At 60.5% G+C, this 24,149-nt stretch carries 21 protein-coding genes and 1 pseudogene; 14 read left to right on the top strand and 8 right to left on the bottom strand.

Going from position 1 to position 24,149, the window contains the following annotated elements:
- Positions 1 to 12: 12 nt before the first annotated feature.
- Complete coding sequence (locus HA48_RS11585; RefSeq protein ID WP_128601470.1) at positions 13 to 747, bottom strand: MerR family transcriptional regulator; 735 nt, start codon at positions 745 to 747, stop codon at positions 13 to 15.
- Between the two features lie 152 nt (positions 748 to 899).
- On the opposite strand from HA48_RS11585, the gene HA48_RS11580 reads away from it, so the two are divergent.
- Both HA48_RS11580 and HA48_RS11575 read left to right on the top strand, forming a co-directional pair.
- Entirely contained in the window at positions 900 to 1,463 is a 564-nt protein-coding gene (locus HA48_RS11580) for a helix-turn-helix domain-containing protein (RefSeq protein ID WP_128601446.1), read from the top strand.
- Positions 1,460 to 1,978 (top strand): GNAT family N-acetyltransferase, encoded by a 519-nt coding sequence (locus tag HA48_RS11575; RefSeq protein WP_128601445.1) that lies wholly within the window; start codon positions 1,460 to 1,462, stop codon positions 1,976 to 1,978. Before HA48_RS11580 ends, HA48_RS11575 begins: the two co-directional genes overlap by 4 nt.
- 16 nt (positions 1,979 to 1,994) lie before the next feature.
- Here HA48_RS11575 and HA48_RS11570 read toward each other — a convergent pair whose 3' ends face one another.
- Complete coding sequence (locus tag HA48_RS11570; protein WP_128601444.1) at positions 1,995 to 2,966, bottom strand: LysR family transcriptional regulator; 972 nt, start codon at positions 2,964 to 2,966, stop codon at positions 1,995 to 1,997.
- Between the two features lie 157 nt (positions 2,967 to 3,123).
- Between HA48_RS11570 and argH the strand changes: the two are divergent.
- The 7 genes and pseudogenes from argH (at position 3,124) to HA48_RS11535 (ending at position 10,162) form a co-directional block, all read left to right on the top strand.
- Positions 3,124 to 4,550: pseudogene (gene argH, locus HA48_RS11565) on the top strand (argininosuccinate lyase).
- Between the two features lie 9 nt (positions 4,551 to 4,559).
- Positions 4,560 to 5,435: an amino acid ABC transporter permease gene (locus tag HA48_RS11560; protein ID WP_128601443.1), complete on the top strand. Its 876-nt coding sequence runs from the start codon at positions 4,560 to 4,562 to the stop codon at positions 5,433 to 5,435.
- 15 nt (positions 5,436 to 5,450) lie between these two features.
- A complete protein-coding gene (locus HA48_RS11555; RefSeq protein ID WP_128601442.1) occupies positions 5,451 to 6,215 on the top strand; it encodes an amino acid ABC transporter ATP-binding protein in 765 nt (254 codons plus the stop codon).
- A gap of 19 nt (positions 6,216 to 6,234) precedes the next feature.
- Positions 6,235 to 7,056: an ABC transporter substrate-binding protein gene (locus HA48_RS11550; protein ID WP_128601441.1), complete on the top strand. Its 822-nt coding sequence runs from the start codon at positions 6,235 to 6,237 to the stop codon at positions 7,054 to 7,056.
- Between the two features lie 11 nt (positions 7,057 to 7,067).
- The gene (locus HA48_RS11545; RefSeq protein ID WP_128601440.1) at positions 7,068 to 7,913 is read left to right on the top strand and encodes a polysaccharide deacetylase family protein; all 846 of its coding nucleotides are present in this window, start codon (positions 7,068 to 7,070) and stop codon (positions 7,911 to 7,913) included.
- Positions 7,906 to 8,793, top strand: coding sequence for a polysaccharide deacetylase family protein (locus HA48_RS11540; protein ID WP_128601439.1), 888 nt, complete (start codon positions 7,906 to 7,908; stop codon positions 8,791 to 8,793). Before HA48_RS11545 ends, HA48_RS11540 begins: the two co-directional genes overlap by 8 nt.
- Positions 8,777 to 10,162 carry an MmgE/PrpD family protein gene (locus HA48_RS11535; protein WP_128601438.1) on the top strand — a complete coding sequence of 462 codons (1,386 nt, stop codon included), beginning with the start codon at positions 8,777 to 8,779 and terminating at the stop codon, positions 10,160 to 10,162. The genes HA48_RS11540 and HA48_RS11535 overlap by 17 nt, the downstream gene beginning before the upstream one ends.
- On the opposite strand, the gene HA48_RS11530 is transcribed toward HA48_RS11535, so the two are convergent.
- Positions 10,159 to 11,247, bottom strand: coding sequence for an iron-containing alcohol dehydrogenase family protein (locus HA48_RS11530; protein WP_128601437.1), 1,089 nt, complete (start codon positions 11,245 to 11,247; stop codon positions 10,159 to 10,161). The genes HA48_RS11535 and HA48_RS11530 overlap by 4 nt on opposite strands.
- A 127-nt stretch (positions 11,248 to 11,374) precedes the next feature.
- Between HA48_RS11530 and HA48_RS11525 the strand changes: the two genes are divergently transcribed.
- From HA48_RS11525 to ybiB, 3 genes are all read left to right on the top strand, one after another.
- Entirely contained in the window at positions 11,375 to 12,271 is an 897-nt protein-coding gene (locus tag HA48_RS11525; protein ID WP_128601436.1) for a LysR family transcriptional regulator, read from the top strand.
- A 54-nt stretch (positions 12,272 to 12,325) separates the two neighbouring features.
- The gene (dinG, locus tag HA48_RS11520) at positions 12,326 to 14,461 is read left to right on the top strand and encodes an ATP-dependent DNA helicase DinG (protein ID WP_128601435.1); all 2,136 of its coding nucleotides are present in this window, start codon (positions 12,326 to 12,328) and stop codon (positions 14,459 to 14,461) included.
- A 71-nt stretch (positions 14,462 to 14,532) separates the two neighbouring features.
- A complete protein-coding gene (gene ybiB / locus HA48_RS11515) occupies positions 14,533 to 15,501 on the top strand; it encodes a DNA-binding protein YbiB (RefSeq protein WP_128601434.1) in 969 nt (322 codons plus the stop codon).
- Positions 15,502 to 15,678: 177 nt separating this feature from the next.
- On the opposite strand, the gene HA48_RS11510 is transcribed toward ybiB, so the two are convergent.
- The 3 genes from HA48_RS11510 to hutH form a co-directional block, all read right to left on the bottom strand.
- Complete coding sequence (locus tag HA48_RS11510; RefSeq protein WP_128601433.1) at positions 15,679 to 16,836, bottom strand: M20 aminoacylase family protein; 1,158 nt, start codon at positions 16,834 to 16,836, stop codon at positions 15,679 to 15,681.
- Positions 16,837 to 17,040: 204 nt separating this feature from the next.
- A complete protein-coding gene (gene hutU, locus HA48_RS11505) occupies positions 17,041 to 18,726 on the bottom strand; it encodes a urocanate hydratase (RefSeq protein ID WP_128601432.1) in 1,686 nt (561 codons plus the stop codon).
- Positions 18,727 to 18,736: 10 nt separating this feature from the next.
- Positions 18,737 to 20,290 (bottom strand): histidine ammonia-lyase, encoded by a 1,554-nt coding sequence (gene hutH / locus HA48_RS11500; protein ID WP_128601431.1) that lies wholly within the window; start codon positions 20,288 to 20,290, stop codon positions 18,737 to 18,739.
- Between the two features lie 318 nt (positions 20,291 to 20,608).
- Between hutH and hutC the strand changes: the two genes are divergently transcribed.
- Entirely contained in the window at positions 20,609 to 21,364 is a 756-nt protein-coding gene (gene hutC, locus HA48_RS11495) for a histidine utilization repressor (protein ID WP_128601430.1), read from the top strand.
- Here hutC and HA48_RS11490 read toward each other — a convergent pair.
- Together HA48_RS11490 and HA48_RS11485 are read right to left on the bottom strand one after the other, a co-directional pair.
- Positions 21,348 to 21,887 carry a HutD/Ves family protein gene (locus HA48_RS11490; RefSeq protein WP_128601429.1) on the bottom strand — a complete coding sequence of 180 codons (540 nt, stop codon included), beginning with the start codon at positions 21,885 to 21,887 and terminating at the stop codon, positions 21,348 to 21,350. The two genes, hutC and HA48_RS11490, sit on opposite strands and share 17 nt — an antisense overlap.
- Positions 21,884 to 23,239 (bottom strand): formimidoylglutamate deiminase, encoded by a 1,356-nt coding sequence (locus tag HA48_RS11485; protein ID WP_128601428.1) that lies wholly within the window; start codon positions 23,237 to 23,239, stop codon positions 21,884 to 21,886. Before HA48_RS11485 ends, HA48_RS11490 begins: the two co-directional genes overlap by 4 nt.
- An 85-nt stretch (positions 23,240 to 23,324) precedes the next feature.
- On the opposite strand from HA48_RS11485, the gene hutI reads away from it, so the two are divergent.
- The coding region (gene hutI / locus HA48_RS11480; protein WP_128601427.1) for an imidazolonepropionase at positions 23,325 to 24,149 on the top strand (825 nt) is incomplete at its 3' end.

The raw sequence follows: 24,149 nt of genomic DNA, 5'->3' as shown, positions 1-24,149 counted from the left end.
TGCGATTTTTTATCAGGCAGGGCCGTGGAGATGAACAGAGAAACCTTGTGCCTGCCAGTGTTCAAACTGCTCCAGCTGGCGTCGCGTCGGTTTTTTGCCGGTCCAGATAAACAGATGCTGGCCGGGGAACAGCTCAGGCCGCGGCATATCCAGCGGCTCAGCCAGCACATCAATGCGCCAGCCCTGCTGGGCTAAGCGCCAGGCTTCAAGCCAGATACGGGTACGATCCTCAACGCTCCAGGCGATCAGCAGCGCATCTTTTCCGCCTTTTTTACGCGCGCCGGCCAGACAAAACGCGACGTAATCGATCAGCGCGCCATCCAGCAGACTGCACATGGTACGCGCGGTGTTTTGATCCAGCCCGAGCCGCTGCCTTACTGGCACAAATACGTGATCAATCAGCGCATCCACCGGGTATTCGCGCCCGATAGCGGCAATTTTGGTGCGCAGCTTGGAGGGGCGCACGTGGCGCAGCACGCTCATCAACTCCTCCTGCAGTGCGGTCCAGCCGTCGTGCACATTAACGGTTTCGCCCTCCAGTAAAGCTTTCACTTTACCGACAGGCACACCGCTCTCTATCCAGCGTTTAATCTCTTCGATTCGCTGAACATCTTCATCATCAAATTGTCGATGACCACCCTCGGTGCGCTGCGGCTTTAACAGACCATAACGTCGCTGCCAGGCACGCAGTGTAACCGGGTTGATTCCACAGCGCTCGGCAACATCACCGATACTGTATAAGGCCATAGCGTCCTCAAAAATTCTGACCTGCATTACAACACCTTAACCGCCAGGGGTGGCTTGTACAATGATTATTTTATTGTACAACTTGACCTGGTGCGCATTTTCGGATTGTATCTCATATATGAGACAGTTTTCCCTAAAATGAGAGGTAACAGATGTCGGGTTCGGATACGGAAAATCGGCTGGCTGCACGTCTGGCGGAGCTTCGCGTGCAGCGCGGCTGGTCGCTGGATGAATTATCGCTGGCGACCGGCATTAGCCGGGCCTCATTGTCGCGCATTGAGCGCGCGGAGACCAGCCCTACGGCCGCTTTGCTTAATCGTTTGTGTGTTGCCTACGGTTTAACCATGTCACGCCTGCTCAGCGAAGTAGAGGAGGAGGCCATACTGCTACTCAACGCGGAGCAGCAGCCGGTGTGGCAGGATACCGCGAGCGGCTTTCAGCGCCGCAATGTATCGCCGCCGGCCAGCCACTTTAAAGCCGAGATCGTAGAGGGCGTGCTGCAACCGGGGGCGCGCATTGATTACGATGCACCGCCGGTGCAGGGGCTGGAGCAGCATATCTGGCTGCAGTCTGGCGAGCTGACCATCACGCTGGAGGCGCAAAGCTGGACGCTACAGGCGGGCGACTGCCTGCGCTTCCACCTTACCGGACGCTCCTCTTTTAGCGCACATGCCGAAGGCGGTGCGCGCTACATTCTGGTGGTGTGCAAACCATGATAAAAATTGAACAGTTAAGCGCGAGCCAGGCGCAGGCGCAGCTGTCTGCGTTAACCGATGTGCTGCAGGCGTGCGTGGCCGATGGTGCCAGCATCGGTTTTATTGCGGCAGACGACCGTGCAGTGATGACAGATTTCTGGCAGGGCAAAATTGGTAGCCTGGAGCGTGGCGAAACTCAGCTGCTGGTGGCGTGGCAGGCGGAAACCCTTGTTGCTACCGTGATGGTGGGTTTCAGCACGATGCCGAACGGGCGCCATCGGGCAGAGATCAGTAAATTGCTGGTGCATCCCCTGGCGCGCCGGCAGGGCATTGCCCGACGTCTGATGCAGCAGGCAGAGCAGCTGGCGCAGCAGCAGGGCAAAACGCTGCTGGTGCTGGACACGCGCAGCGGCGATGTCGCCACCGATCTCTATCTGTCGCTGGCGTGGCAGATTGCTGGCGCGATCCCGCAGTATGCAGCCTCAACGGCCGGCGTGCTGGATGCCACCACGGTGATGTACAAGCTGCTGCGATAGCGCAGCGCGCACCCATTCAGTGCGCTGCATCCGCTTCGCCAATCTCCAGCGCCTGCATAAACAGCCGGATAATCGGATTTATTTTCCGGCCCTTTTTCATCATCAGGCAAAACGGGTTCTCCCGCCGAATCGACTCATCACCCAGCTCACATAACTGGCCGCGGGTAATAAACGGCGCGGCGTAATGTTCTGGCAGGTAACCGATAAAGTGGCCGGTTAAAATCAGCATCGCAACCGATTCAGCCTGAACCGCCTGAATGCCGCTCTCCTGCGAGGGAATCAACCGGCGGTGGTCGCGCGGCGTCACATATAAATGATTAATGATTTTCTGCTCACGTAATATTTCCACTGATACTGTTTTATCACAAGATCCCGAATATAACGGATGTGACGCAGAGCAATATAATTTCGAATACTCTTTATAAAGCGTGAAGTAATCGAAGTCATTTTTCATTTCATACGCCGGCGCAATACCGCAATGAAAACGGCCTTCGCTAATACCCCGCTCAATATCATCCAGCTGCGCTGTCTGCAGACGAATTTGTACTTTTGGCGCATTCTGGTGCAGCCGTTGCACCGCTCTGGTGACCGGCGATTGCGGATCGCTGATGGTATTGTCCACCACGCATATGGCGATCTCTCCCAGCAGCTCATTGCGGCTATTGTGCAGGCGCTCACGAAACTGATTCAGCGAAACAAACAGCTCCAGCGTGGCCTGATAAACATTGATACCGTACTGCGTCAGCTCAAAGCCTTCGCGCCCGCGACTGCACAGCGTCATGCCGAGACGGATCTCCAGATCGGAAACCTGTTTGCTGATGGCGGCCAGACCAATATTCAGTTCATGACTGGCGGCGGTCAATCCACCGGCTTCAACCACGCACTTAAATACCCGCAGCAATTTTAAATCGATATTACTCAGCGCCAGAACCGCATTGTCGCCGCGATTATTCGTACTGTTTCCAGATTGGGAAAGTTTACTTTCCATTTTTGCTATTCAACTCCGGAATAATTGCGGTGAAAGTACAGTGAATCTGAAATAGCACCTATTTGCCAGCGTGGCAATAAAATACGTTTTAATTATTGCCGCCGACTTATCCATATCGTTTTCATATTGCTGATGATTATCTGTGAGGGGAAATAGCATGTCTGATAATGCCGAGCTGTTATGGGGCGCACGTTTTAAAGCGGCGCCGGCAGCCAGTTTAACCGCGCTTTCACGCAGCCCGGATTACTACTTTGCACTGGCTCCTTACGATCTTGCCGGCTGTCGGGCGCATGCGCGTGAACTGGCACGTGCCGGACTGCTTACGGCAGAGGAGCTCTCCGTTATGCTGGCAGCGATTGATGCTCTTGACGCCGATTACCGCGCCGGCACGCTGCATCCGATCATGGCAGATGAGGATGTGCATACCTTCATCGAACGTGCGCTCACCGAACGCCTGGGGCCGCTGGGCGGCAAACTGCGAGCCGGGCGCTCACGCAACGATCAAACCGTTAACGACCTGCGCCTGTATCTGCGTGACAACGGCCGCAAACTGGTGGGCGCACTGCTAACGCTCCAGCAGGCGCTGGTAGAGCAGGCGGCACAGCACACCGATAGCGTCGCGCCCGGGTTCACACATTTACAGCAGGCGCAGCGATAGTGCTGGGTCATCAGCTGCTGGCCCACGCGCAGGCCTTTGCCCGCGATATCGAACGTATGCAGGACTGGGATCGCCGCAGCGCCCGCTGCCCGCTCGGTGCCGCGGCGATGGCCGGTTCAGCGATTGCGCGGCAGCCGCAGCAGGCCGCCGCCGATCTGGCCTACCTTGCTCCCTGCGAAAATTCAATCGATGCGGTGGCCAGCCGCGATTACGCCGCTGAATTCCTGTTTGTCACCAGCATGATCGGCATCAACCTGTCGCGCCTGTGTGAGGAGGTGTGCCTGTGGGCCTCACGCCAGTTCCGCTGGGTAGAACTGCATGACAGCTATGCCACTGGCAGCTCAATCATGCCGCAGAAGAAAAATCCGGATGTTGCCGAACTGACGCGCGGCCGTGCCGGACGCCTGGTGGGCAACCTGATGGCACTGCTCACCACGATGAAGGCGATGCCGCTCTCCTACAACCGCGATCTCAGCGATGACAAACGCAACGTAATCGATGCAGTGGATACGCTGCTGATGGTGCTGCCAGCGATGGCGGGCATGATGGCGACACTGACATTCAATACGGAGGTGATGCGCGAACAGGCGCCGGATGGGTTTACCCTGGCGACCGAAGTGGCCGACTGGCTGGCGCTGCGCGGCGTGCCATTCCGTGAGGCACATGAGATCACCGGGCAACTGGTGCAGCTGTGTGAGCGCGAACGCTGCAGCCTGGCCGATCTCAGTGACGCACAGTTGCAAAGCGTGGATACGCGCCTGACGCCGGAAGTGCGCACGGCGCTTACGCTGGAAGCGGCGCTGGCAGCGCGCAGTGGTTACGGGGGCACCGCACCAGAGCGGGTGCGTGAGCAGCTGGCGCGGCTCCGCAGTCTGATGCAGCAACAGCAGCAGTGGTCGGAAGATTACGCCGGTCCACGCGTGTAAGGAGAGAGTATGTCGCACACTACACCGGCCGAACCCCGCGTTAACGCTGGCCACGCGTCACATTACGATCTCGATCGCTATCAGGTGGTGCCACGCCGCTACTATGGCCGCATTACCGCTTCGGCGGTGATCCTTGTTCTGCTGGCGCTGCTGGTGAATGCCTTTGCGCATGGCAACATAGAGTGGTCGTTTGTCGGGCAGTTCTTCACCGCGCAGGCGATCCTCAACGGCGTAGTCAATACGCTGATCATGTCGGTACTGGCGATGGCGCTCGGGATTCTGTTCGGGGTGATCACCGCCATCATGTACATGTCGCCCAATCCGGTGCTGCACTATATCGCCGTCGGCTATGCGTGGATTTTTCGCGGCACTCCGCTGATTTTACAGCTGCTGCTGTGGTTCAACCTTGCGCTGGTGTTTCCCACCATCAGCGTTCCGGGCCTGTTTAGCGTTGAAACCGTGTCGATCATGACCCCTTTCCTCGCCGCGCTGCTTGGCCTGAGCATCAACCAGGGTGCCTATACCTCGGAGGTGGTGCGTGCCGGGCTGCTGTCGGTGGATACCGGTCAGTATGAAGCGGCCAAAGCCATCGGTATGCCGCGTTTACAGGCGCTGCAGCGCATCATTCTACCGCAGGCCATGCGCGTGATTCTGCCACCGGTCGGTAACGAATTTATCAGCATGATCAAAACCACCAGCCTCGCCAGCATGATTCAGTACTCCGAACTGCTGTACAACGCGCAAACCATCTACTTCGCCAACGCCCGCGTCATGGAACTGCTGTTCGTGGCCGGCATCTGGTATCTGATTGTGGTAACGCTGCTGTCGTTCGGTCAAAGCCGGCTGGAACGCTACTTCTCACGCGGCCATCGCCGTCGTCAGTAATCGGGAGTGAGAGAGATGAGAAATATCGTGCGCGCCGTCAGGGTAAACAAATATTTTGAGCAGTTTCATGCGCTTAAAGATGTCAGCCTGGAGGTGAATTATGGTGAGGTGATGTGCATTCTCGGCCCCTCCGGCTCCGGTAAAAGTACCTTTCTGCGCTGTATTAACCAGCTGGAGAAAGTCGATCAGGGCGGCATCTGGGTGGATAACGAGCTGGCGGGCTACCGGATCGCCGGTAATAAGCTGCACGCGCTGAGTGACAAACAGATTGCGCGGCAGCGCCTGCAGACCGGCATGGTTTTCCAGCGCTTTAACCTGTTCCCGCATAAAACCGCGCTGGAAAACATTATCGAAGGGCCGTGCCGTGTACTGCTGCGGCCGCGGCGTGAGGCCAGTGAAGAGGCGATGGCGCTGCTCGATCGCGTCGGACTGGCGCACAAGGCGCATGACTATCCGCAGGCGCTCTCCGGCGGCCAGCAGCAGCGCGTGGCGATTGCCCGGGCGCTGGCGATGAAACCCAAACTGATGCTGTTTGACGAACCAACATCGGCGCTGGACCCGGAGATGGTGGGCGAAGTGCTGGCGGTGATGCGCCAGCTGGCAAAAGAGGGCACCACCATGCTGGTGGTCACGCACGAAATGGGCTTTGCCCGTGAGGTGGCGAATCAGGTGGTGTTTATGGATGAGGGACGCATTATCGAGCAGGGCGCACCGGAAGAGATTCTGCTGAACCCGCAAAACCCACGGATGAAAAACTTTATTAACGCGATTCTTCTTTAACAAGACCGGGGTGAACTTCATGAAAAAACTGTTATTAAGTGCCATCAGTGCTGCGCTGCTGCTGCAATCCTCTGCCCGGGCAGAGATCGCCGTGCCTGCCGCCATCAAAGAGAAGGGGCTGACGGTAGCGATTATGCCGAACTATCCGCCGATGGATTTTAAAGATCCGGCCACCAATCAGCTGACGGGCGTGGATTACGACCTCGGTCAGGCGATTGGCGCGAAGCTCGGCGTGAAGGTTAACTGGCAGGAGATCGCCTTTGAGCAGATGGTCAATGCCGTGGTCACGAAACGCGTCGATTTAGTGATGTCCGGCATGACGGACACCAAAGAGCGGCAGAAAGTGGTTAACTTTATCGATTACTTCAAAACCGGCCCGCAGTTCTACACCCTGGCGGCCCGCGGTGACATCAACAGCGCTACCGATCTGTGCGGCAAAAAAGTCGGCACCAGCCGTCGCACCACTTTCCCACAGGAGATTGCTAACTGGTCTAAACAGCACTGCGAAGCGGCAGGCAAACCGGCCATTGTTGTCGTGGGCGCAGAAGGCACCGCCGATGCGCGTACGCAACTGCGTCAGCGCCGTCTGGATGGCGCAGTGCAGGGCAGCGAAACCCTTCCCTACATCATGAACCTGGAGAAGGGGAACTTTAAGCCGCTGGATAAAGCATTCTCGTTCCAGTACACCGGCATGGCGCTGGGTAAAGAGGCGACGGAGCTGACCACGGCGATTCAGGCGGCAATTAACGCCATGATCGCCGACGGCAGTTACCAGAAGATCCTCAGCAAGTGGGGCCTGAGCGATAACGGAATCCCGGAAGCCACGGTCAATCAGGGCTAAGGAGCAGAGCGATGCAACAACCGGGCGCAGTACGCTGGCCGCAGGGCAAGCGTGGCTGTATGGCGCTGGCGTTTGATCTTGATGGTCCGACCGGCGATGCGATGCTGGATGGCAGCCTGTGGTCCACGCCAGAGTATTTCACCTTTGGCGCTTACGGGCCTTACCGTGCGCTCGGGCGTCTGCTCGATCTGCTACGTGCCTATGATATACCGGCCACGTTTTTTGTCCCGGCATGGGTCGTGACGCAGTGGCCGCAGCAGTGCCAGGCGATTATCGAACAGGGCCATGAGGTGGCATATCATGGTTATCGTCATGAATCGTTCTGGGCCATCACCCCGGCTGAACAGCGGGCAGTGATGGCGAAGTCAGCGGCCATTTTTCACCAGCACCTCGGAATTACCGCCTGTGGTTTTCGCACGCCGTCAGGTGACTGGCATGCTGAAACGCCGCAAATCCTGCGTGAAGCCGGGGTTATTTACTCCAGCAGCATGCGCGGTGACGATCGTCCTTACCCGATTGCGGTGGCCGGCCACACGCCGCTGGTCGAAATCCCCGGCAAATGGGAAATGGATGATTACGCTTCGCTGGCTTATACGCGTCAGCCGGATTTTCCCAAGGGCGGCGATCGCATTGCCAGCTATGCCCACACGCGTGATAACTGGCAGCGCGAATTTGACGGTGCAATGGATGAAGGATTGTGCCTGACCACGCTGTTCCACCCCAAAATTTCCGGTCAGCCGGGACGCTTACTGCTGCTGGAGCAGCTCTTTGCCCACATGCGGACGCGCGATGATGTGTGGTTTGCGCGCTGCGATGCGGTCGCCCGCTGGTATTTACAGGAGCAGCAGCATGACTGATTGCGCACGCTGGCCGCAGGGGAAACAATCAGCGGCCATTATCACCATCGATTTCAACGACATTCACGGCATTCTTACTCAGGCTCCGGCGGTGGCGGGCCGCGATAAAACCTTGTCGGTGTGGCGCTACGGCACGCTGCGTGGTGTTGAGCGTCTGCTGGCGCTTCTGGCAGAGCAGCAGCTCCGGGCCAGCTGGTGTTTACCGGCGATTGTCGCCGCGGAGCAGCCCGCGCTGCTGCAGCGCATTGTGGCGGGCGGACATGAGATCGCCTGTAGCGGAGAGCGGCACGAGGACTTCTCCATGCTGTCACTGCCACAGCAAATCGCCAGCGTCACGCGCGGCTGTGACCAGCTGGCGCAGCGGATCGGGCACGCCGTGCAGGGTTTCCGCACGCCTGCCGGACAGTGGAAGCCGGGGCTGGCAGCGGCGCTGGCAGAGCAGGGTATCCGCTGGTCCTCAAGCTGGCGCGGTGATGACTTACCCTATTTTCATCCAGGTACGCGGCTGGTGGAGCTGCCCCTGCACTACACGCTGGAAGATGAGCCCTACTTTGCCTTCAACCTCAGCCCGGCCATTCCACCCGGGCAATCCCGCATCGCGCCCTACGCGGAAACGCTGGCGAATCTGACCCAGGATTTTTACGGATTCCACCGCTTCGGCCTCTGCTATCTGCTGCGCCTGCATCCGGAGATTATGGGTACCGCCGGTCGCATTGGGCTGCTGCGTGAACTGCTGGTTACGCTGAAACAGCATCAGGTATGGATCGCCACCGCCGCGCAGGTTGCGGCGCACTGGCAAACTCAGCCGGATAATGATGCATCACATCCGGCAGAGGTGTTTGCACGCGTTAGCGGAGGCCGGTATGACATCCTCGCTTGACCAACTGACACAATTCATTGCCGCTACGCGCTTTGAACAGTTACCGCCCGCGCTGGTGGTGCAGGCCAAAAGGCATCTGCTGGATACGCTCGGGGCCGCGCTGGCCGGCACGGAGAGTGCTCTCTGGCGCGAATGCCTGACGCTGGCGCAGGAAGAGGGCGGCCATGCGCAGGCGCAGCTGTGGGGCAGCCCGTTACGCATCACACCCCGGCAGGCTGCATGGCTGAATGGCGTGGCCGCGCACATGTACGAACTGGACGACACGGGCGGCTGCGATCACTCTGGCGCGGTGGTGCTGCCGGCGCTGCTTGCGGCGCTACCGCTGGCGCCGCAACCGGTAAAGGGCGAAGCGTTACTTTGTGCGCTGGTAATCGGTTACGACGTGGGACGCCGCGTGCTGGAAGCCTGTGGCGGCTATTCGGCACATAACGGTGCAGGCTGGCACTCAACCGCCAGCTGTGGCGTATTTGGCGCCGCAGCGGCCGTGTGTGCGCTGCTGCAACTGAACCCTGCACAGTGCGCCTCGGCGCTGGGAATAGCCGCCAGCTTTAGTAGTGGCCTGTGGGGCTTTATCCATGATGGTTCGCACACCAAAAAATTGCATGCGGCCCGCGCTGCGGAGAGCGGGCTCCAGGCGGCGCTCCTCGCACAACGCGGCATCAGGGGACCGGCGGCAGTATTTGAACCACGCTGGGGCGGCTTCCTGCAGACGCTGGCAGCGGAAACCCAACAGCCTGCAGCGCTAACGGACGGGCTGGGCGTGGTATGGAAACTGGCGCGCTGCTCCATCAAACCTTATGCGGCGTGCCGGGGCACGCACGCGGCGATTGACGCCCTGGGGATTATCCTGCAACAGCATGCAGTCAGAGTGGAGGAGATCGCCCGCATTGTGGTGGGACTCAATCCGTTCCTGCTGGCGATGTGTGGCACACGCGAGCGACAGAGTCTGGCGGGCGCGCAGATGAGCCTGCCCTACGCACTGACGGCGCGCGCGCTGTACGGCTCGGTGGAGCTGGCAAGTTACGAGGAGGACAAACGGCTTCATCCGCAGGTTGAGGCATTGATGGCGCGTATCGAACTGGTTATCGATGCGCAGCAGGGGCGCGATGATGAGCCCTGGGTGCGGCTGGAGACCGTGCAGGGCGCCCGGTGGCAGCATCACGTGACGGTGCCATCGGGTGCACCGGCGAATCCGCTGAGCGACAGCGCGCTGCGCGCCAAATATCGCAGCCTGGCGACGCGCGTGCTGCCAGCCGATCAGGCGCGACAGCTGGAGACGATCTGTATGGCGCTGGATGAGGTGGCGGACGTCAGGGACGTCGCCTCGCTGCTGTCGCTTCCGGGGGCAGGCTTGCCCGCCCGAAACTAGATGACCTGCTCTGCCAGCGCCGCGACGCGCTGCATCGCGGCCAGCAGGCGCGCCTCGCTCACTGGTGCAGCCATGTTTGCCATATCAGGCGCCTGCACCGACTCACGCACAATCAGCGCCAGCTCGTCCTCGTCCGGCACCGCGATCTCCGCCAGCGTCAGCGGTACACCGCAAGCGCGTGCCAGGCGCATCTCCTGCAGCAGCTCATCATCACTGCGATCCTCCAGCGCCAGCAGGCACAGGTTACCGTAGCCCACCAGCAAACCGTGGCCAAAGTCGCGGGTTTTATCGCAGAAAGTAAACCCTTCATAGATGGCGTGCGCCGCCGCCGCGTGTGCCCCGTTACTCATTAGCGAAGTGAGTCCGGCCCAGGTAAAAATCGCATCCAGCACCTGATCGAGCGCGTCATTGCCTGCGCCATGCTGCACTGCGGCATAGGCGGATGGGCCGTGCTCCGCTATCACGTCATAACAGATTTGGCTGTGCGCCAGTGATGAGCGGGCGCTGCCTGCACGCGCCGGATGACGCGCGCTGACCGCCCGGAACTCATACCATTTTGCCAGCGTATCGCCCAGTCCGGCAGCCAGCCAGCGCGGCGGCGCGGCAGCCAGCAGGGTACTGTCAATGATTACCGCCGCAGGCGCCTGTGGTAACGGAAAGATATCCAGAAAGTTGCCGTTATCGTCATAACGAATACTAAGTGGCGTCACGGCTGAACAGGTGGCGGCGATGGTCGGAAGGGTGATCACCGGCAACCCAATTTGCGCGCCAACGGCTTTCACCGTATCCAGTGCTTTGCCGCCGCCTGCGCCAATCAGTACATCAGCCTGTAAATCCAGCGCGAGGTCGGCCAGCCGGTTGATCTGACTGATGGCGGTTTCACCGCCAAACCACGTCTGCGCCACCAGCGTGACATTGGCGGCCAGCAGCCGGGCGCGAACCGGGCTCTCCACCGCTGCTAAAGCCTGATGGCCGCCAATCAGCAGCGCACGCTGGCCGATGCCGGCGCAAATGGTGCCCAGTTCACGCAATACGCCGGCACCGCGCAGCACGCGCGCCGGGAAGAGCAGATTTTGTAGAGACATAAAACAGACTCACCGAAAAGGATGTGCGGCTATCATCGCCAAATCGCCTTGCGGAAAAAATCCCTGCCAGCGGATAATCACTTCACTCTTTAGTTAACTTTAGTCGTCACTCACTGAAGGAAAACGGGTGCAAACACTTCCCAACCTTAAACTACTGCAGGTGTTCGCCAGCGTCGTGGAGAACCAGGGGTACTCCCGCGCCCAGCAGGCCTTGAATATGACCACGCCGGCGATCAGCGCCTACATGAGCGAGCTGGAGGCGCAGCTCGGGTTTATTTTGTGTCAGCGCGGGCGGGGTGGCTTCTCCCTGACCAGCAAAGGGGAGCAGTTTTATCGCTACAGTCAGGAGATGCTGGCGACGCTTGCCGGGTGGCAAACGCAGGTCGAGACGCTGAAAAGTGCCCAGGGCGGCACCTTTGCGCTGGGCGTGGTTGACGCCACCGTCACCGACAGTCAGCTCAATCTGCCGGCGGCCATCGCCCACTTTAACCAGCGCTTTCCGGCGGTGTTTTTTACGCTAAGCGTGCGCGATCCCAGCGAGCTTCAGCAGCAGGTGCTGGAGGATCGGCTCGATTTAGCCATCGGACACTTTCCGCTGCGCGCCAGTAATCTGGTGACGGTACCGCTGTATGACGAACAGCACTGGCTCTATTGCAGCCCGCAGCACCCGCTGGCGCAGGGGGAAGTGGATGTCCGCCGCGTGCAGCAAACCGGCATGGTCACGCGGCGTTACTGGAATCAGCTGGAGCTCAATAAGCGCGGCTTCCGACAGAGCACAGCCTCCGTGGAGAGCATTGAGGCCCAGCTCACGCTGATCCTGTCCGGGCGTTATATCGGATATCTGCCAGAGCACTATGCGCGCGGCTGGGAGCAGCAGGGCGCGCTGCATCGCCTGCTGCCGCACCATTTCCACTTCCGTGCGCCGTTCTCATTCGCTTTTCGCCGCGGACGCTCGCGTGAGACGCTGATCCGCGTGATGCGTGAAATTCTGAATCCAGCGCGAAAAAATGGTCACGAAAGCTGACGCTGCGTGAATACTGTGTAAAAATACAGGCCAGTTCAGCAAACAGTAACGAATATGGCCCTGACAGCAGCGATAAAAAGCCAGATTGCGCAGTGGTATAAGGCGCTGCAGCAGCAGGTTCCTGACTTTATACCGCGTGCACCCCAGCGCCAGATGATCGCCGAAGTGGCGAAAAGCCTTGCCGGTGACGAAGGGCGCCATCTGGCGATTGAAGCGCCGACCGGCGTCGGCAAAACCTTGTCCTACCTGATTCCCGGCATTGCGGTGAGCCGCGCCGAAGAGAAACGCCTGGTGATCAGCACCGCCAACGTGGCGCTACAGGACCAAATCTTCAGCAAAGACCTGCCGCTACTCAAAAAGATCATTCCCGACCTTACCTTTACCGCCGCTTTTGGGCGCGGGCGCTATGTCTGTCCGCGCAACCTTGCCGCGCTGGCCGCCACCGAGGATCAGCAGGGCGATCTGCTGCTCTATCTGGATGAGGAGGCGGTCACCGGCTCGAAAGAGGAGCAAAAGTTTTGCGCCCGGCTGGAGAAAGATCTCAGCGGCTATAAATGGGATGGCCTGCGCGACCACACGGATGTATCGATCGACGATAGCCTGTGGCAGCGTCTCTCCACCGATAAAGCCAACTGCCTGGCGCATCACTGCCGCTGGTATCGCGAATGCCCCTTCTTTGTGGCGCGGCGCGAAATCGAACAGGCCGATGTTGTGGTGGCCAACCACGCGCTGGTGATGGCGGCCATGGAGAACGAATCGGTGTTGCCGCCTGCCAAACACCTGATGCTGGTGCTGGATGAGGGCCACCATCTGCCGGAAGTGGCACGCGACGCGCTGGAGATGAGCGCGGAGATTACGCCAGGCTGGAGCAGCCTGCAGCTCGATCTGTTCGTGCGGCTGGTGGAGACCATCATGGCGCAGTTCCGGCCAAAATCCCCGCCGCCGCTGACCAATCCTGAGCGGCTAAAAGGGCACTGCGATGAGATGCGTGAGCTATTGCAAACGCTATGCAACGCGCTCAATCCGTTACTGCCGCGTGATAACCAGCCGGGGGAGTTCCGCTTTGTGCTGGGCGAGCTGCCCGAAGAGCTACTGACGCTGTGCGCGCGGCTGTTTAAGCTGAGCGATGCGCTACGCGGCATAAGCGAAGGGCTGCTCAACGAGCTGGGCGAACAGACTGGCAAAGCGGACATCATGCGGCTGCATAAAGCGATTCTGCAGCTCAATCGCCACTTTGGCTGGTTTGAGTCGATCAGCAAACTGTGGCGGCTGGCGGCGATGGAGAGAGCCTCGAATGCACCAGTGTCAAAGTGGGTGACGCGCGAGATCCGCGAAGGCCAGGCCCATCTGCTGTTTCACTGCGCCGGTATTCGCGTTAGCGATCAGCTCGAAAAGCTGCTGTGGCGGAAAATTCCGCACGTCATCGTGACCTCGGCCACGCTGCGCTCACTGAACAGCTTTAACCGGCTGCAGGAGATGTCCGGCCTGAGCGAGAAGGCGGGCGATCGCTTTGTCGCGCTTGACTCCCCGTTTAACCATGTTGATCAGGGCAAGCTGGTGATCCCGCAGATGCACTATGAACCGCTGATGGCCAATGAAGCGGAGCATATTGCTGAGATGGCGCGCTTTTTCCGCCAGCAGATGGCAGAGGAGAAGCACAAAGGGGTGCTGGTGCTGTTTGCCAGCGGGCGCGCGATGCAGCAGTTTGTCACTCTGCTACCGGAGATGCGGCTGACGATGCTGGTGCAGGGCGATCAGCCGCGCTCACGCCTGGTGGCGCTGCATCGCAAGCGGGTAGAGGCGGGCAGCACCAGTATTCTGGTCGGGCTGCAATCCTTCGCGGAAGGGCTGGATTTGAAAGGCGATCTGCTGTCGCAGGTGCATATTCATAAAATTGCTTTTCCCCCGGTGGACAGTCCGGTAATTTTGACCGAAGGGGAGTGGCTGAAGAGCCTGCGGCGCTACCCGTTTGAAGTGCAGAGTTTACCCAGCGCGTCGTTTACGCTGATTCAGCAGGTCGGACGGCTGATTCGCAGCCACAGCTGCTTTGGTGAAATCGTGATTTACGATCGCCGTCTGATCAACAAATCGTATGGCAGCCGCCTGCTGGCTGCGTTACCGGTGTTTCCGATTGAACAACCGCCGGTACCGGAAGCGAGCAAGCCTGCAAAACGCCGAAAAAAATCCTGAGCAGGCGGCAGTGGCCGCAATACCTCATCTGGCCGCCGGAAACGGTGCGCCCTGGAAGCGGGAGTGCCCTGATGGAACTGAACAAAATTATTAAAGAGATCGGGCGCGGCAAGAACCATGCGCGCGACATCGATTTTGATACTGCCGTCGCGCTGTACAGCGCGATACTGGATGGCAACGTCCCGGATCTGGAGCTGGGCGGCATACTGATTGCGCTGCGCATTAAAGGGGAAGGCGAGCAGGAGATGCTGGGCTTTTACCACGCCATGCAGCAGCGCATGATGTCGCTGCAGCCGCCGGTCGACCGCCCGATGCCCATTGTGATCCCCAGCTATAACGGTGCGCGCCGGCAGGGTAATCTGACGCCTCTGCTGGCGCTACTGCTGGTGAAGCTGGGCTTTCCGGTGCTGCTGCATGGCGTCAGCGATGATCCTACGCGCATCACCAGCGAAGCGGTGCTGGCGGCGCTGGGCATTACCCCTGTTACCCGTGCAGAGCAGGCACAAGCTGCCCTGAATAACGGTGAGCTGGCATTTATCACCATCGATCACCTGTGCGCGCCGGTGGCGCAGCAGCTGTCGCTGCGCTGGCGCATGGGCGTACGTAACAGTGCGCATACGCTGGCGAAGCTGGCGACACCGTTTGCTGAGCGCGCCGCGCTGCGTCTGGCAAGCGTTTCACACCCGGAGTATGTGCCACGCGTCGGGAAGTTTTTCCAGGATATTGATGCGCCGGCGATTTTACTGAACGGCACTGAAGGCGAGGTGTACGCCAATCCGCAGCGCTGCCCGGCCATCAACTATATTCAGGGTGCCGGAGCGGCCGCGGAAGTGTGGGTTGAGCGTCAGCCGGAAACAGCACTGGCATTACCGGAAAGCAAAAGCGCGCAGGATACCGCCGACTGGATCAGACAGGTGCTGGAGGGCGCGCGGGCGATGCCCCAGGCGCTGCGTCTGCAGCTGGCGTGCTGCCTGGTCGCCACGGGTGAATCAGCCAGCATGGCCGAGGCCGAAACACGGCTGCAGCAGGCGGGGATGTAGATCTTCAGCCCTTTGCGCTATAACCGGAGCGGCGTAGTAGCTTGCGCAACGGCGCGATGAATCGCGCTGTTGTGGAGTGTGCGTAGATCCCGGGATAGTTTAAGCAACACGGCTACGCGCTGAATCCCCTCGCGACACCTTTTGCCTTATCGTCGGCGCATCTTTCCGCAGCAACGCTTAACCTTTCGGCAGTACGTGCTCGACCAGCTGCTGCCAGAACGTAATGCCGATCGGCAGCAGCGCATCGTTAAAATCATAGCGGGCGTTATGCAGCGGGGCAGAGGGCGTTGCGCCATCGGCACCAAGCCAGAAATAGGCGCCGGGGCAGGCTTCCAGCATGCAGGCAAAATCTTCAGAAGCCATCGATGGATTCACCTGCCACTCAACCTGCGACTCACCCAGCAGCTGGCAGGCGACGGCGCGCACCTGTTCAGCCGGTGCTACATGGTTGGCGGTGACCGGATAGCCGGGATACCAGTGAATGTTGCCGCTGACGCCAAACGGACGCGGCAGGGTAGTGACAAAATCCTCAATCAGCGCACGCACGCGATCGCGCACGTCGCTCTGCAAACATCGTACCGTACCGCGCAGCACTATCTGTTCCGGGATCACATTGATCGCTTCGCCGCCGCTAATTTGCGTCACGCTCACCACCGCCGAAGCCAGCGGTGACAGACGCCGCGACGGAATTGTCTGCAGCGCCAGGATCAGTTCGGCGGCCACAACCATTGGGTCAGCGCCGCTCTCCGGCATCGCCGCATGGCAGCTCTTGCCGTGCAGCGTGATCTCAAACGAATCGAGAGAGGCCATCATCGCGCCGGGGTTGACCGCCAGCGATCCCACCGGCATCCCCGGCCAGTTATGCATCGCGTAGATGGCATCCATCGGGAAGCGCGTAAACAGTCCCTCTTCAACCATTTTTCGCGCGCCACCCAGATTCTCTTCGGCAGGCTGAAACAGGAAGTGCACCGTACCCCTGAAGTTACGCGTTTCCGCGAGCTGGCAGGCGGCGGCAAGCAGTATCGTGGTGTGTCCATCGTGGCCGCAGGCATGCATCACGCCCGGGCGCGTTGATTTCCACTGCGCATCGCCTTTTTCCGTTATTGGCAGCGCGTCCATATCGGCCCGCAGGCCAATCACCGGCCCCGGACCGTTTTCCAGCGTCCCGATGACACCGGTGCCCGCCAGACCGCGAAAAACCTGGAGCCCGGCTTGCGTCAGTACATCAGCCACCTGCTCGCTGGTCTGCAGCTCCTGATAACCCAGCTCAGGATGTTGATGAAACTGACGACGCCAGGTAAGGGCGTTTCCCAGCAGGACAGCAGGCAGGCTCATAAAGTAAGGCTCCATCAGCAGCGTCAGCGGCACAGGCGCTGACGCGGGAAGTTAAGTCTCCACTGTAGAGGTAAGCACCTGGGGCGTCTATCGCCGAAAGGAATAATTTGGCTATAGGTCAGAAGTAAATGGAATATAACAGGGCCAGCCAGCAGGCTGGCCCTGAAGAGAGGCGAGGGCGCGCCACGGTGCGCAACGGGAGAACTAACGCTGCATCGGCAGGTTCAGATCATACTTTTTCGCACACGCCTGTGCCTGCTCATAACCGGCATCGGCGTGGCGCATGACGCCTGTTGCCGGATCGTTCCACAGCACGCGGCCAAGGCGCGCATCGGCTTCTGTCGTTCCGTCACACACGATAACCACGCCCGAGTGCTGCGAAAAGCCCATGCCTACGCCGCCGCCGTGGTGCAGGCTGACCCAGGTGGCGCCGCCGGCGGTATTGAGCAGCGCATTGAGCAGCGGCCAGTCAGAGACCGCATCCGAACCGTCTTTCATCGCCTCGGTTTCACGATTAGGTGACGCCACCGAACCGCAGTCGAGGTGATCGCGGCCAATCACGATCGGCGCTTTCAGCTCGCCGTTGCGTACCATCTCATTGAACGCCAGCGCGGCTTTGTGGCGCTCGCCCAGCCCCAGCCAGCAGATCCGCGCCGGTAAGCCCTGGAAAGCGATGCGCTCCTGCGCCATGTCCAGCCAGCGATGCAGGTTTTTATGCGCCGGGAACAGCTCCTTGAGCTTCGCATCGGTTTTGCGGATATCCTCGGCATCGCCAGAGAGCGCCACCCAGCGGAACGGCCCTTTACCCTCACAAAACAGCGGACGGATATAGGCCGGCACGAAGCCCGGGAAGTCGAAGGCGTTTTTCACCCCCTCATCCAGCGCCACCTGACGAATATTGTTGCCGTAATCGACGGTCGGCACGCCCATGTGGTGGAAATCGAGCATCGCCTGCACGTGTACGGCCATTGAGGCGCGCGCCGCTTTTTCCACTGCCTTAGGGTTGCTGACGCGTTCCGCCTCCCAGCGCGCCACATCCCAGCCTACCGGCAGATAGCCGTTGATCGGGTCGTGCGCGGAGGTCTGGTCGGTCACGATATCCGGCTTCATGCCACCGGCCTGAGCGCGTTTGACCAGCTCCGGCACGATCTCAGCCGCATTACCCAACAGGCCGACGGAGATCGCCTGGCGTGCCCGGGTCGCTTTCTCAATCAGCGCCAGCGCTTCGTCAAGGGTATAGGCTTTGTGGTCGAGATAACGGGTGCGCAGACGGAAATCGATACGTGACTCCTGACACTCAATCGCCAGAACACAGGCACCCGCCAGCACGCCAGCCAGCGGCTGTGCACCGCCCATGCCGCCTAATCCGGCGGTCAGAATCCAGCGCCCGGCGAGGTCGCTGTTGTAGTGCTGACGCCCGGCTTCGGCAAAGGTCTCAAAGGTGCCCTGCACGATGCCCTGCGCACCAATATAGATCCAGGAGCCTGCTGTCATCTGGCCGTACATCATCAGGCCGGCTTTATCCAGCTCGTGGAAATGATCCCAGGTGGCCCAGTGCGGCACCAGGTTGGAGTTCGCCAGCAGCACGCGCGGGGCATCGGCGTGGGTACGGAAAATGCCGACCGGCTTACCGGACTGGATCAGCAGCGTCTCTTCCGGCTGCAGCGCGCGCAGCGAACGCAGAATCTGCTCGAAGCACTCATGGTTGCGTGCCGCCTTACCGATGCCGCCGTACACCACCAGATCCTCCGGGCGTTCGGCCACGTCCGGATCAAGGTTGTTCTGAATCATGCGGTAAGCCGCTTCAATCAGCCAGTTGGCGCAGTGCAGTTCATTACCGCGCGGCGCACGGATTTCACGGGCGACAGCCTGAGTCAAAGTTTCGCTCATCATCGGTTCCTTAATTAACAGTAGAACGCTGGCTTGGCAGCAGCGCGGTAAGGGATTCTGGCCAGGCATGGCTGCTGGCCCACAGGCGCATGGACTCAATATCCGGCGCTAACAGACGGTCCTGATCGAGGAAGGCCACCCGTTCACGGATGCGCTGCATCTCCTGCTCAAGGGTGCCGGAACTCTGCAGCGGCCGGTGGAAATCGATGCCCTGAGCGGCCGCCATTGCCTCAATGCCCACCACAGCCGCGGTGTTGAAGCACATCTCTCCCAGACGGCGCGCGGCATAGGTGGCCATGGAGACGTGATCTTCCTGATTGGCGGAGGTCGGCAGGCTATCGACGCTGCCCGGATGGGCAAGGGATTTGTTCTCTGAAGCCAGTGCTGCCGCCGTCACCTGGGCGATCATAAAGCCGGAGTTGACGCCGCCATCGCGGACCAGGAACGGCGGCAGGCCGGAGAGGCCGGTATCCAGCAGCAGCGCCAGCCGGCGCTCCGAGATAGCGCCCACTTCGGCAATCGCCAGTGCAATGATGTCGGCCGCGAAGGCCACCGGTTCGGCGTGGAAGTTGCCCCCGGAGATCACATCACCGCTGTCGCTAAACACCAGCGGGTTATCTGAGGCGGCGTTGGCTTCAATCTGCAGGACGCGCGCGGCATGGCTGAGGTTATCCAGGCAGGCGCCCATCACCTGCGGGACACAGCGAATAGAGTAGGGATCCTGCACGCGCCCGCAGTGGGTGTGCGAACTCAGGATTTCGCTGCCCGTTAACAGATCGGAGACGGCGGCGGCAACGGCAATTTGCCCGTGCTGGCCGCGCGCCTGATGAATACGTGCATCGAAGGGTTTTACCGAACCTTTAATTGCTTCGAGCGACAGCGCACCGGCCATCAAACCCGCAGCAAACAGGTTTTCTGCTTCAAACAGGCCGCGCAGCGCCAGCGCCGTAGAGACCTGCGTGCCGTTAAGCAGCGCCAGACCCTCTTTTGGCCCCAGCACAATCGGCTGCAGGCCGACACGCGCTAACCCTTCAGTTGCCGGTATCAGCTCACCGGCGACGCGCACCTGGCCTTCGCCCAGCAGCATCAGCGAGAGGTGCGCCAGCGGAGCCAGATCGCCAGAGGCGCCGACCGATCCCTTGGCCGGAATGCACGGCATGATACCGGCGTTGAACAGCGCCAGCAGCGCCTCAATCAGCGCAATCCGCACGCCGGAGTGGCCGCGCGCCAGGCTGATAATTTTGGTCGCCATCACCAGACGCGTGACGTTATCCGGCAGCAGATCGCCAAGCCCTACGCTGTGCGACAGCACCAGATTACGTTGCAGTTCGGCCAGGCGCTCCGCGGGAATCTGCGTCTGCGCCAGTTTGCCGAAGCCGGTATTAATGCCGTACACCACGTTGCCCGAGGCGACGATGGCATCCACGGTTTCACGGGCGCGCTCAATGGCCGCGCGCGCCTCCTCCGCCAGCTGCAGTGTCACCTTCTCCTGATAAATAAGGCGTAAGGTGGCGAGGTCCACTTCACCGGGAACGAGGCGAATTTCCTGAACCGAACCTAACATAATCTACTCCTGTCTATACAAGTGATCTGGCGTTATCCGGCGGTCAGTAACAGGCGATGTAACCAGCCGGACGCCATGGAATATTGTGAGTGAAGCATAAGTGTCTAATCTTGTCTATACAAGTAGCAAGCGCTGTGCCAGATTCGTTTTATTCTGTGAAATGCGCCGCACTGCGCACTCGACGGAGGCTGCGCGCGGCGGCTGCACTGGCATGACGCATCGCCTGCACCATACCAGGCCCGGCTGCACCTCTGGATGTATATACATTTACGCCCTGAGACAGTAAACTTCAGGCATCATTGAGAAAAGGAACAGCACATGGCGGAGCAAACGGCAATTGCACAGTTAGCCGCAGCGATGGGTGATGAGCCCGCCCCGATTTATCAGCGCGTGAAACAGGCTATCGTCAGCCAAATCCGTGAAGGTCACTGGAAAGCCAATCAGCGCGTGCCGTCTGAGAGTGAGCTGGTAAACGAGTTGGGCGTCAGCCGGATGACCATCAACCGCGCGCTGCGTGAGCTGACCAGCGAAGGGTTTCTGGTGCGCATGCAAGGCGTCGGAACGTTTGTCGCGGAGATGAAGGGCTACACCGCGATGCTGGAAGTGCACAACATCGCTGATGAAATTGCCCAGCGCGGCCACAGTCACAGCTGCAAAATTTTGTCGATTGGGCAGATGAAAGCCGATCCTGAACAGGCCGCCGTACTGGGGCTGACCACCGGCCAGACGCTCTACCATTCGCTGATTGTCCATTATGAAAACGATCTGCCGGTGCAGCTGGAAGATCGTCTGGTGAATCCGCTGGTGGCGCCGGATTACCTCAGCCAGGACTACCACAGCATGACGCCGTACACCTACCTGATGCGCGTGGCGCCGTTAACCGCAGGCGAACACATTGTGGAAGCGGTGCTGCCGGATCTGCGCCAGCGTAAACATCTGGCGCTGGATGAGCACGAGCCGTGCCTGCTTATTCGTCGCCAGACCTGGAGCGACAACAAGATTGTGACCTACGCGCGGCTGCTCTACCCTGGCTCGCGGTATAAGCTGCTGGGCCGCTTCAGGGGACACGGCTAAGCGCGACAAACAGCAGGCTGGCCTCCGCCGAGCGCGGAGCCAGCTGCAGCGGCTCATCCAGCCACCAGACGCCCTGCTGCGGCTGCCATCGCTCGCCGTTTTCCGCCTCCCACTCGCCCGCCAGCACATAGGCAACGCCGTGTTCGCTGCTGACAGCGTGCCCGACAACGTCCACCTGCGCGTGCCAGCTGTCGCGCCGCGTCATGATATTGAAATCCTCACAGCATCCGTTGATCCGGGCGTCGATCGCCCACTCTCCGGGGAACGCCCACGGCTGATGTGGCAGCAGGCGCTGCGTCGCATGCTCACTGCGCAGCAGCACGCTGTCGCCGTGCAGCAGGGTAATGACGCGATCGATGCCGGGGAAAGCGGAGAAGGGGCCGTCGGCATCAATGGTGGCGATGCTGGCGCGCCAGGCGAACGGCGCGTCCCCCGGCGGGTAGCTGATGATTTCGCGGGTTGCGCCGCCCCCGTTGCGCCAGCGGCTGACCGGTAGCCGGGCGTAGTCGAAGCGCGTTCTCACTGCAGGGCGCTCATGGCGCTGGCGAAGCGGGCGGCGGCGGCCTGCTCTGCCGGATGATGACCCTCGCTAATCACCTGGCGTCCGGCGACAAACACATCCCGAATCTGCGCGCGCTGGCCTGCAAACAGCCAGCGATTAAGCAGTGAGGCAGTATTGACGCTGCCAAGAAACGCATCCTGCTCCAGTACCAGCCAGTCGGCACGCTTGCCCACCGCCAGTTCACCACCGGCAATGCCGCAGGCTTGCGCGCCGCCTTGTGCCGCCTGCTGCCAGAGCAGATCGCCCACCGAAGGCTGCTGCGGTATGGTGATGCGATTACGGCGGCGGTCGCGCAGCCGCTGTGCATACTCCAGCCAGCGCAGCTCCTCCAGCGCGCTGAGCGATACGTGGCTGTCAGAACCGATGCCCCAGCGTCCGCCGCGCGCAATGTAATCCACCGCCGGGAAGATGCCGTCACCGAGATTGGCTTCGGTAGTCGGACACAGGCCAGCCACGGCACCGCTTGCTGCCAGGCGCTGAATTTCATCATCATCAAGGTGCGTGGCGTGAATCAGACACCAGCGTTGATCGACGTTAAAGCGATTGAGCAGCCAGGCAACCGGGCGTTCACCGCTCCACGCCAGGCTATCGTTGACCTCTTTCTCCTGCTCGGCCACGTGAATGTGCACCGGCACATCCTGTGGACAGGCGGCCAGCACCGCCTGCATCTGCGCTTCACTCACCGCCCGCAGCGAGTGAAAACAGATGCCATGATTAAACAGCGGTTTTTCGTGGCACCAGCCCGCCACCCGCTGCTGCTGCTGCAGCCAGGCGTCGGTTTGCTGGATGAAGCGGCGCTGGCCTTCGCTGGCGGGCTGCGACCCAAAACCGCTGTAGCTGTAGAGCACCGGCAGTAAAGTCTGGCCGATTCCGGCGGTATCCGCGGCCGCCATCAGCTGCTGCAGCATGGCATCATCCGCATAGGGTTTTCCTTGCGGATCGTGATGCAGATAGTGAAACTCCGCGACCTGGCAGTAGCCGCCTTTTAGCATGTCGATATAGAGGTGCGTGGCGATATCGCCTACCTGTTCAGGCGACAGCCGCTGCACCATGCGGTACATCAGATCGCGCCAGGTCCAGAAGCTGTCCTGCGGGTCGCCAGCCACTTCCGCCAGGCCGGCCATGGCGCGCTGAAAGGCGTGCGAGTGCAGGTTGGCAATGGCCGGGATCACCGCGCCGTGCAGCAGCGTGGCATCACCGGGCGCGCTGTCAGGCACGATGGCGCTAATCTGGCCGGTAGCGTCCGTAGAGAGGGTGACATTATTGCGCCAGCCATCGGCCAGCAGTGCGCGGGTGGCAAAATAGGTAGCCATGGTTGATCCTCTATGGCGGAAAGTTGTATATACATATACATACTTTAATGCAGAGTGTAAATCGTCTGACGCGAAGGGGAGTGGGATGGCAGAAATGAAGCAGATCGATAGCCTGTGGCTGGGGGCGGACATCGTTACCATGCGTGACGGGCACTACAACCTGATCGCCGACGGTGCGCTGGCGGTGGATAACGGCGAACTGATTTGGGTAGGGTCACGCAGCGAGATGCCCGATTTTACCGCGCGTCAGCAGCACACATTTGACGGCGGCATCATCACGCCAGGCCTGGTGGATTGCCATACGCATCTGGTATTTGCCGGCGATCGCAGCGAGGAGTTTGAGCAGCGGCTGAATGGCGTGAGCTACGCCGACATTGCGGCGCAGGGTGGCGGTATTCTCTCTACGGTACGCGCCACCCGCGCGGCCACGCAGCAGGAACTGGTGCGCGCGGCGCGCTGGCGGCTCGATCGCCTGCTGGCGGAGGGCGTCACCACGGTAGAGATCAAATCCGGCTACGGGCTGGATGAGCAGAGCGAACTGACCATGCTGCGCGCAATTCGCGAGCTGGCGCAGAGCGTGCCCGCGGATGTCCGGGCAACCTGTCTGGCGGCGCACGGTTTTCCGCCAGAGTTTAAGGATAATCCGCAGGGGTGGATCGATATCATCTGCGAACGCCTGCTGCCGCAGGTGAAAGCGGCGGGGCTGGCGGATGCCGTCGATGCATTTTGTGAACACCTGGCATTTTCACCTCAGCAGGTACGCACGGTGTTTGATTGTGCACATGCGCTCGGCTTGCCGGTGAAGCTGCACGCCGAGCAGCTCTCGGCGCTGGGGGGCGCGGCGCTGGCCGCCAGCTACGGTGCGCTCTCCGCCGATCACCTGGAGTATGCGACGGAGGCGGATGCGCGC

It is taken from the genome of Pantoea wallisii, from assembly GCF_002095485.1.
GTDB classification, from domain to species: Bacteria; Pseudomonadota; Gammaproteobacteria; order Enterobacterales; family Enterobacteriaceae; genus Pantoea; species Pantoea wallisii.
The sequence above is the reverse complement of the archived record's forward strand: the minus strand, read 5'-3'. Positions and strand labels throughout refer to the sequence as shown.

What these genes read in the sequence shown, in the direction of transcription:
- HA48_RS11585 (WP_128601470.1), bottom strand. Translation starts at nt 747, where the DNA reads ATGGCCTTATACAGTATCGGTGATGTTGCCGAGCGCTGTGGAATCAAC.
- HA48_RS11580 (WP_128601446.1), top strand. Translation starts at nt 900, where the DNA reads ATGTCGGGTTCGGATACGGAAAATCGGCTGGCTGCACGTCTGGCGGAG.
- HA48_RS11575 (WP_128601445.1), top strand. Translation starts at nt 1,460, where the DNA reads ATGATAAAAATTGAACAGTTAAGCGCGAGCCAGGCGCAGGCGCAGCTG.
- HA48_RS11570 (WP_128601444.1), bottom strand. Translation starts at nt 2,966, where the DNA reads ATGGAAAGTAAACTTTCCCAATCTGGAAACAGTACGAATAATCGCGGC.
- HA48_RS11560 (WP_128601443.1), top strand. Translation starts at nt 4,560, where the DNA reads ATGTCGCACACTACACCGGCCGAACCCCGCGTTAACGCTGGCCACGCG.
- HA48_RS11555 (WP_128601442.1), top strand. Translation starts at nt 5,451, where the DNA reads ATGAGAAATATCGTGCGCGCCGTCAGGGTAAACAAATATTTTGAGCAG.
- HA48_RS11550 (WP_128601441.1), top strand. Translation starts at nt 6,235, where the DNA reads ATGAAAAAACTGTTATTAAGTGCCATCAGTGCTGCGCTGCTGCTGCAA.
- HA48_RS11545 (WP_128601440.1), top strand. Translation starts at nt 7,068, where the DNA reads ATGCAACAACCGGGCGCAGTACGCTGGCCGCAGGGCAAGCGTGGCTGT.
- HA48_RS11540 (WP_128601439.1), top strand. Translation starts at nt 7,906, where the DNA reads ATGACTGATTGCGCACGCTGGCCGCAGGGGAAACAATCAGCGGCCATT.
- HA48_RS11535 (WP_128601438.1), top strand. Translation starts at nt 8,777, where the DNA reads ATGACATCCTCGCTTGACCAACTGACACAATTCATTGCCGCTACGCGC.
- HA48_RS11530 (WP_128601437.1), bottom strand. Translation starts at nt 11,247, where the DNA reads ATGTCTCTACAAAATCTGCTCTTCCCGGCGCGCGTGCTGCGCGGTGCC.
- dinG (WP_128601435.1), top strand. Translation starts at nt 12,326, where the DNA reads ATGGCCCTGACAGCAGCGATAAAAAGCCAGATTGCGCAGTGGTATAAG.
- ybiB (WP_128601434.1), top strand. Translation starts at nt 14,533, where the DNA reads ATGGAACTGAACAAAATTATTAAAGAGATCGGGCGCGGCAAGAACCAT.
- HA48_RS11510 (WP_128601433.1), bottom strand. Translation starts at nt 16,836, where the DNA reads ATGAGCCTGCCTGCTGTCCTGCTGGGAAACGCCCTTACCTGGCGTCGT.
- hutU (WP_128601432.1), bottom strand. Translation starts at nt 18,726, where the DNA reads ATGAGCGAAACTTTGACTCAGGCTGTCGCCCGTGAAATCCGTGCGCCG.
- hutH (WP_128601431.1), bottom strand. Translation starts at nt 20,290, where the DNA reads ATGTTAGGTTCGGTTCAGGAAATTCGCCTCGTTCCCGGTGAAGTGGAC.
- hutC (WP_128601430.1), top strand. Translation starts at nt 20,609, where the DNA reads ATGGCGGAGCAAACGGCAATTGCACAGTTAGCCGCAGCGATGGGTGAT.
- HA48_RS11485 (WP_128601428.1), bottom strand. Translation starts at nt 23,239, where the DNA reads ATGGCTACCTATTTTGCCACCCGCGCACTGCTGGCCGATGGCTGGCGC.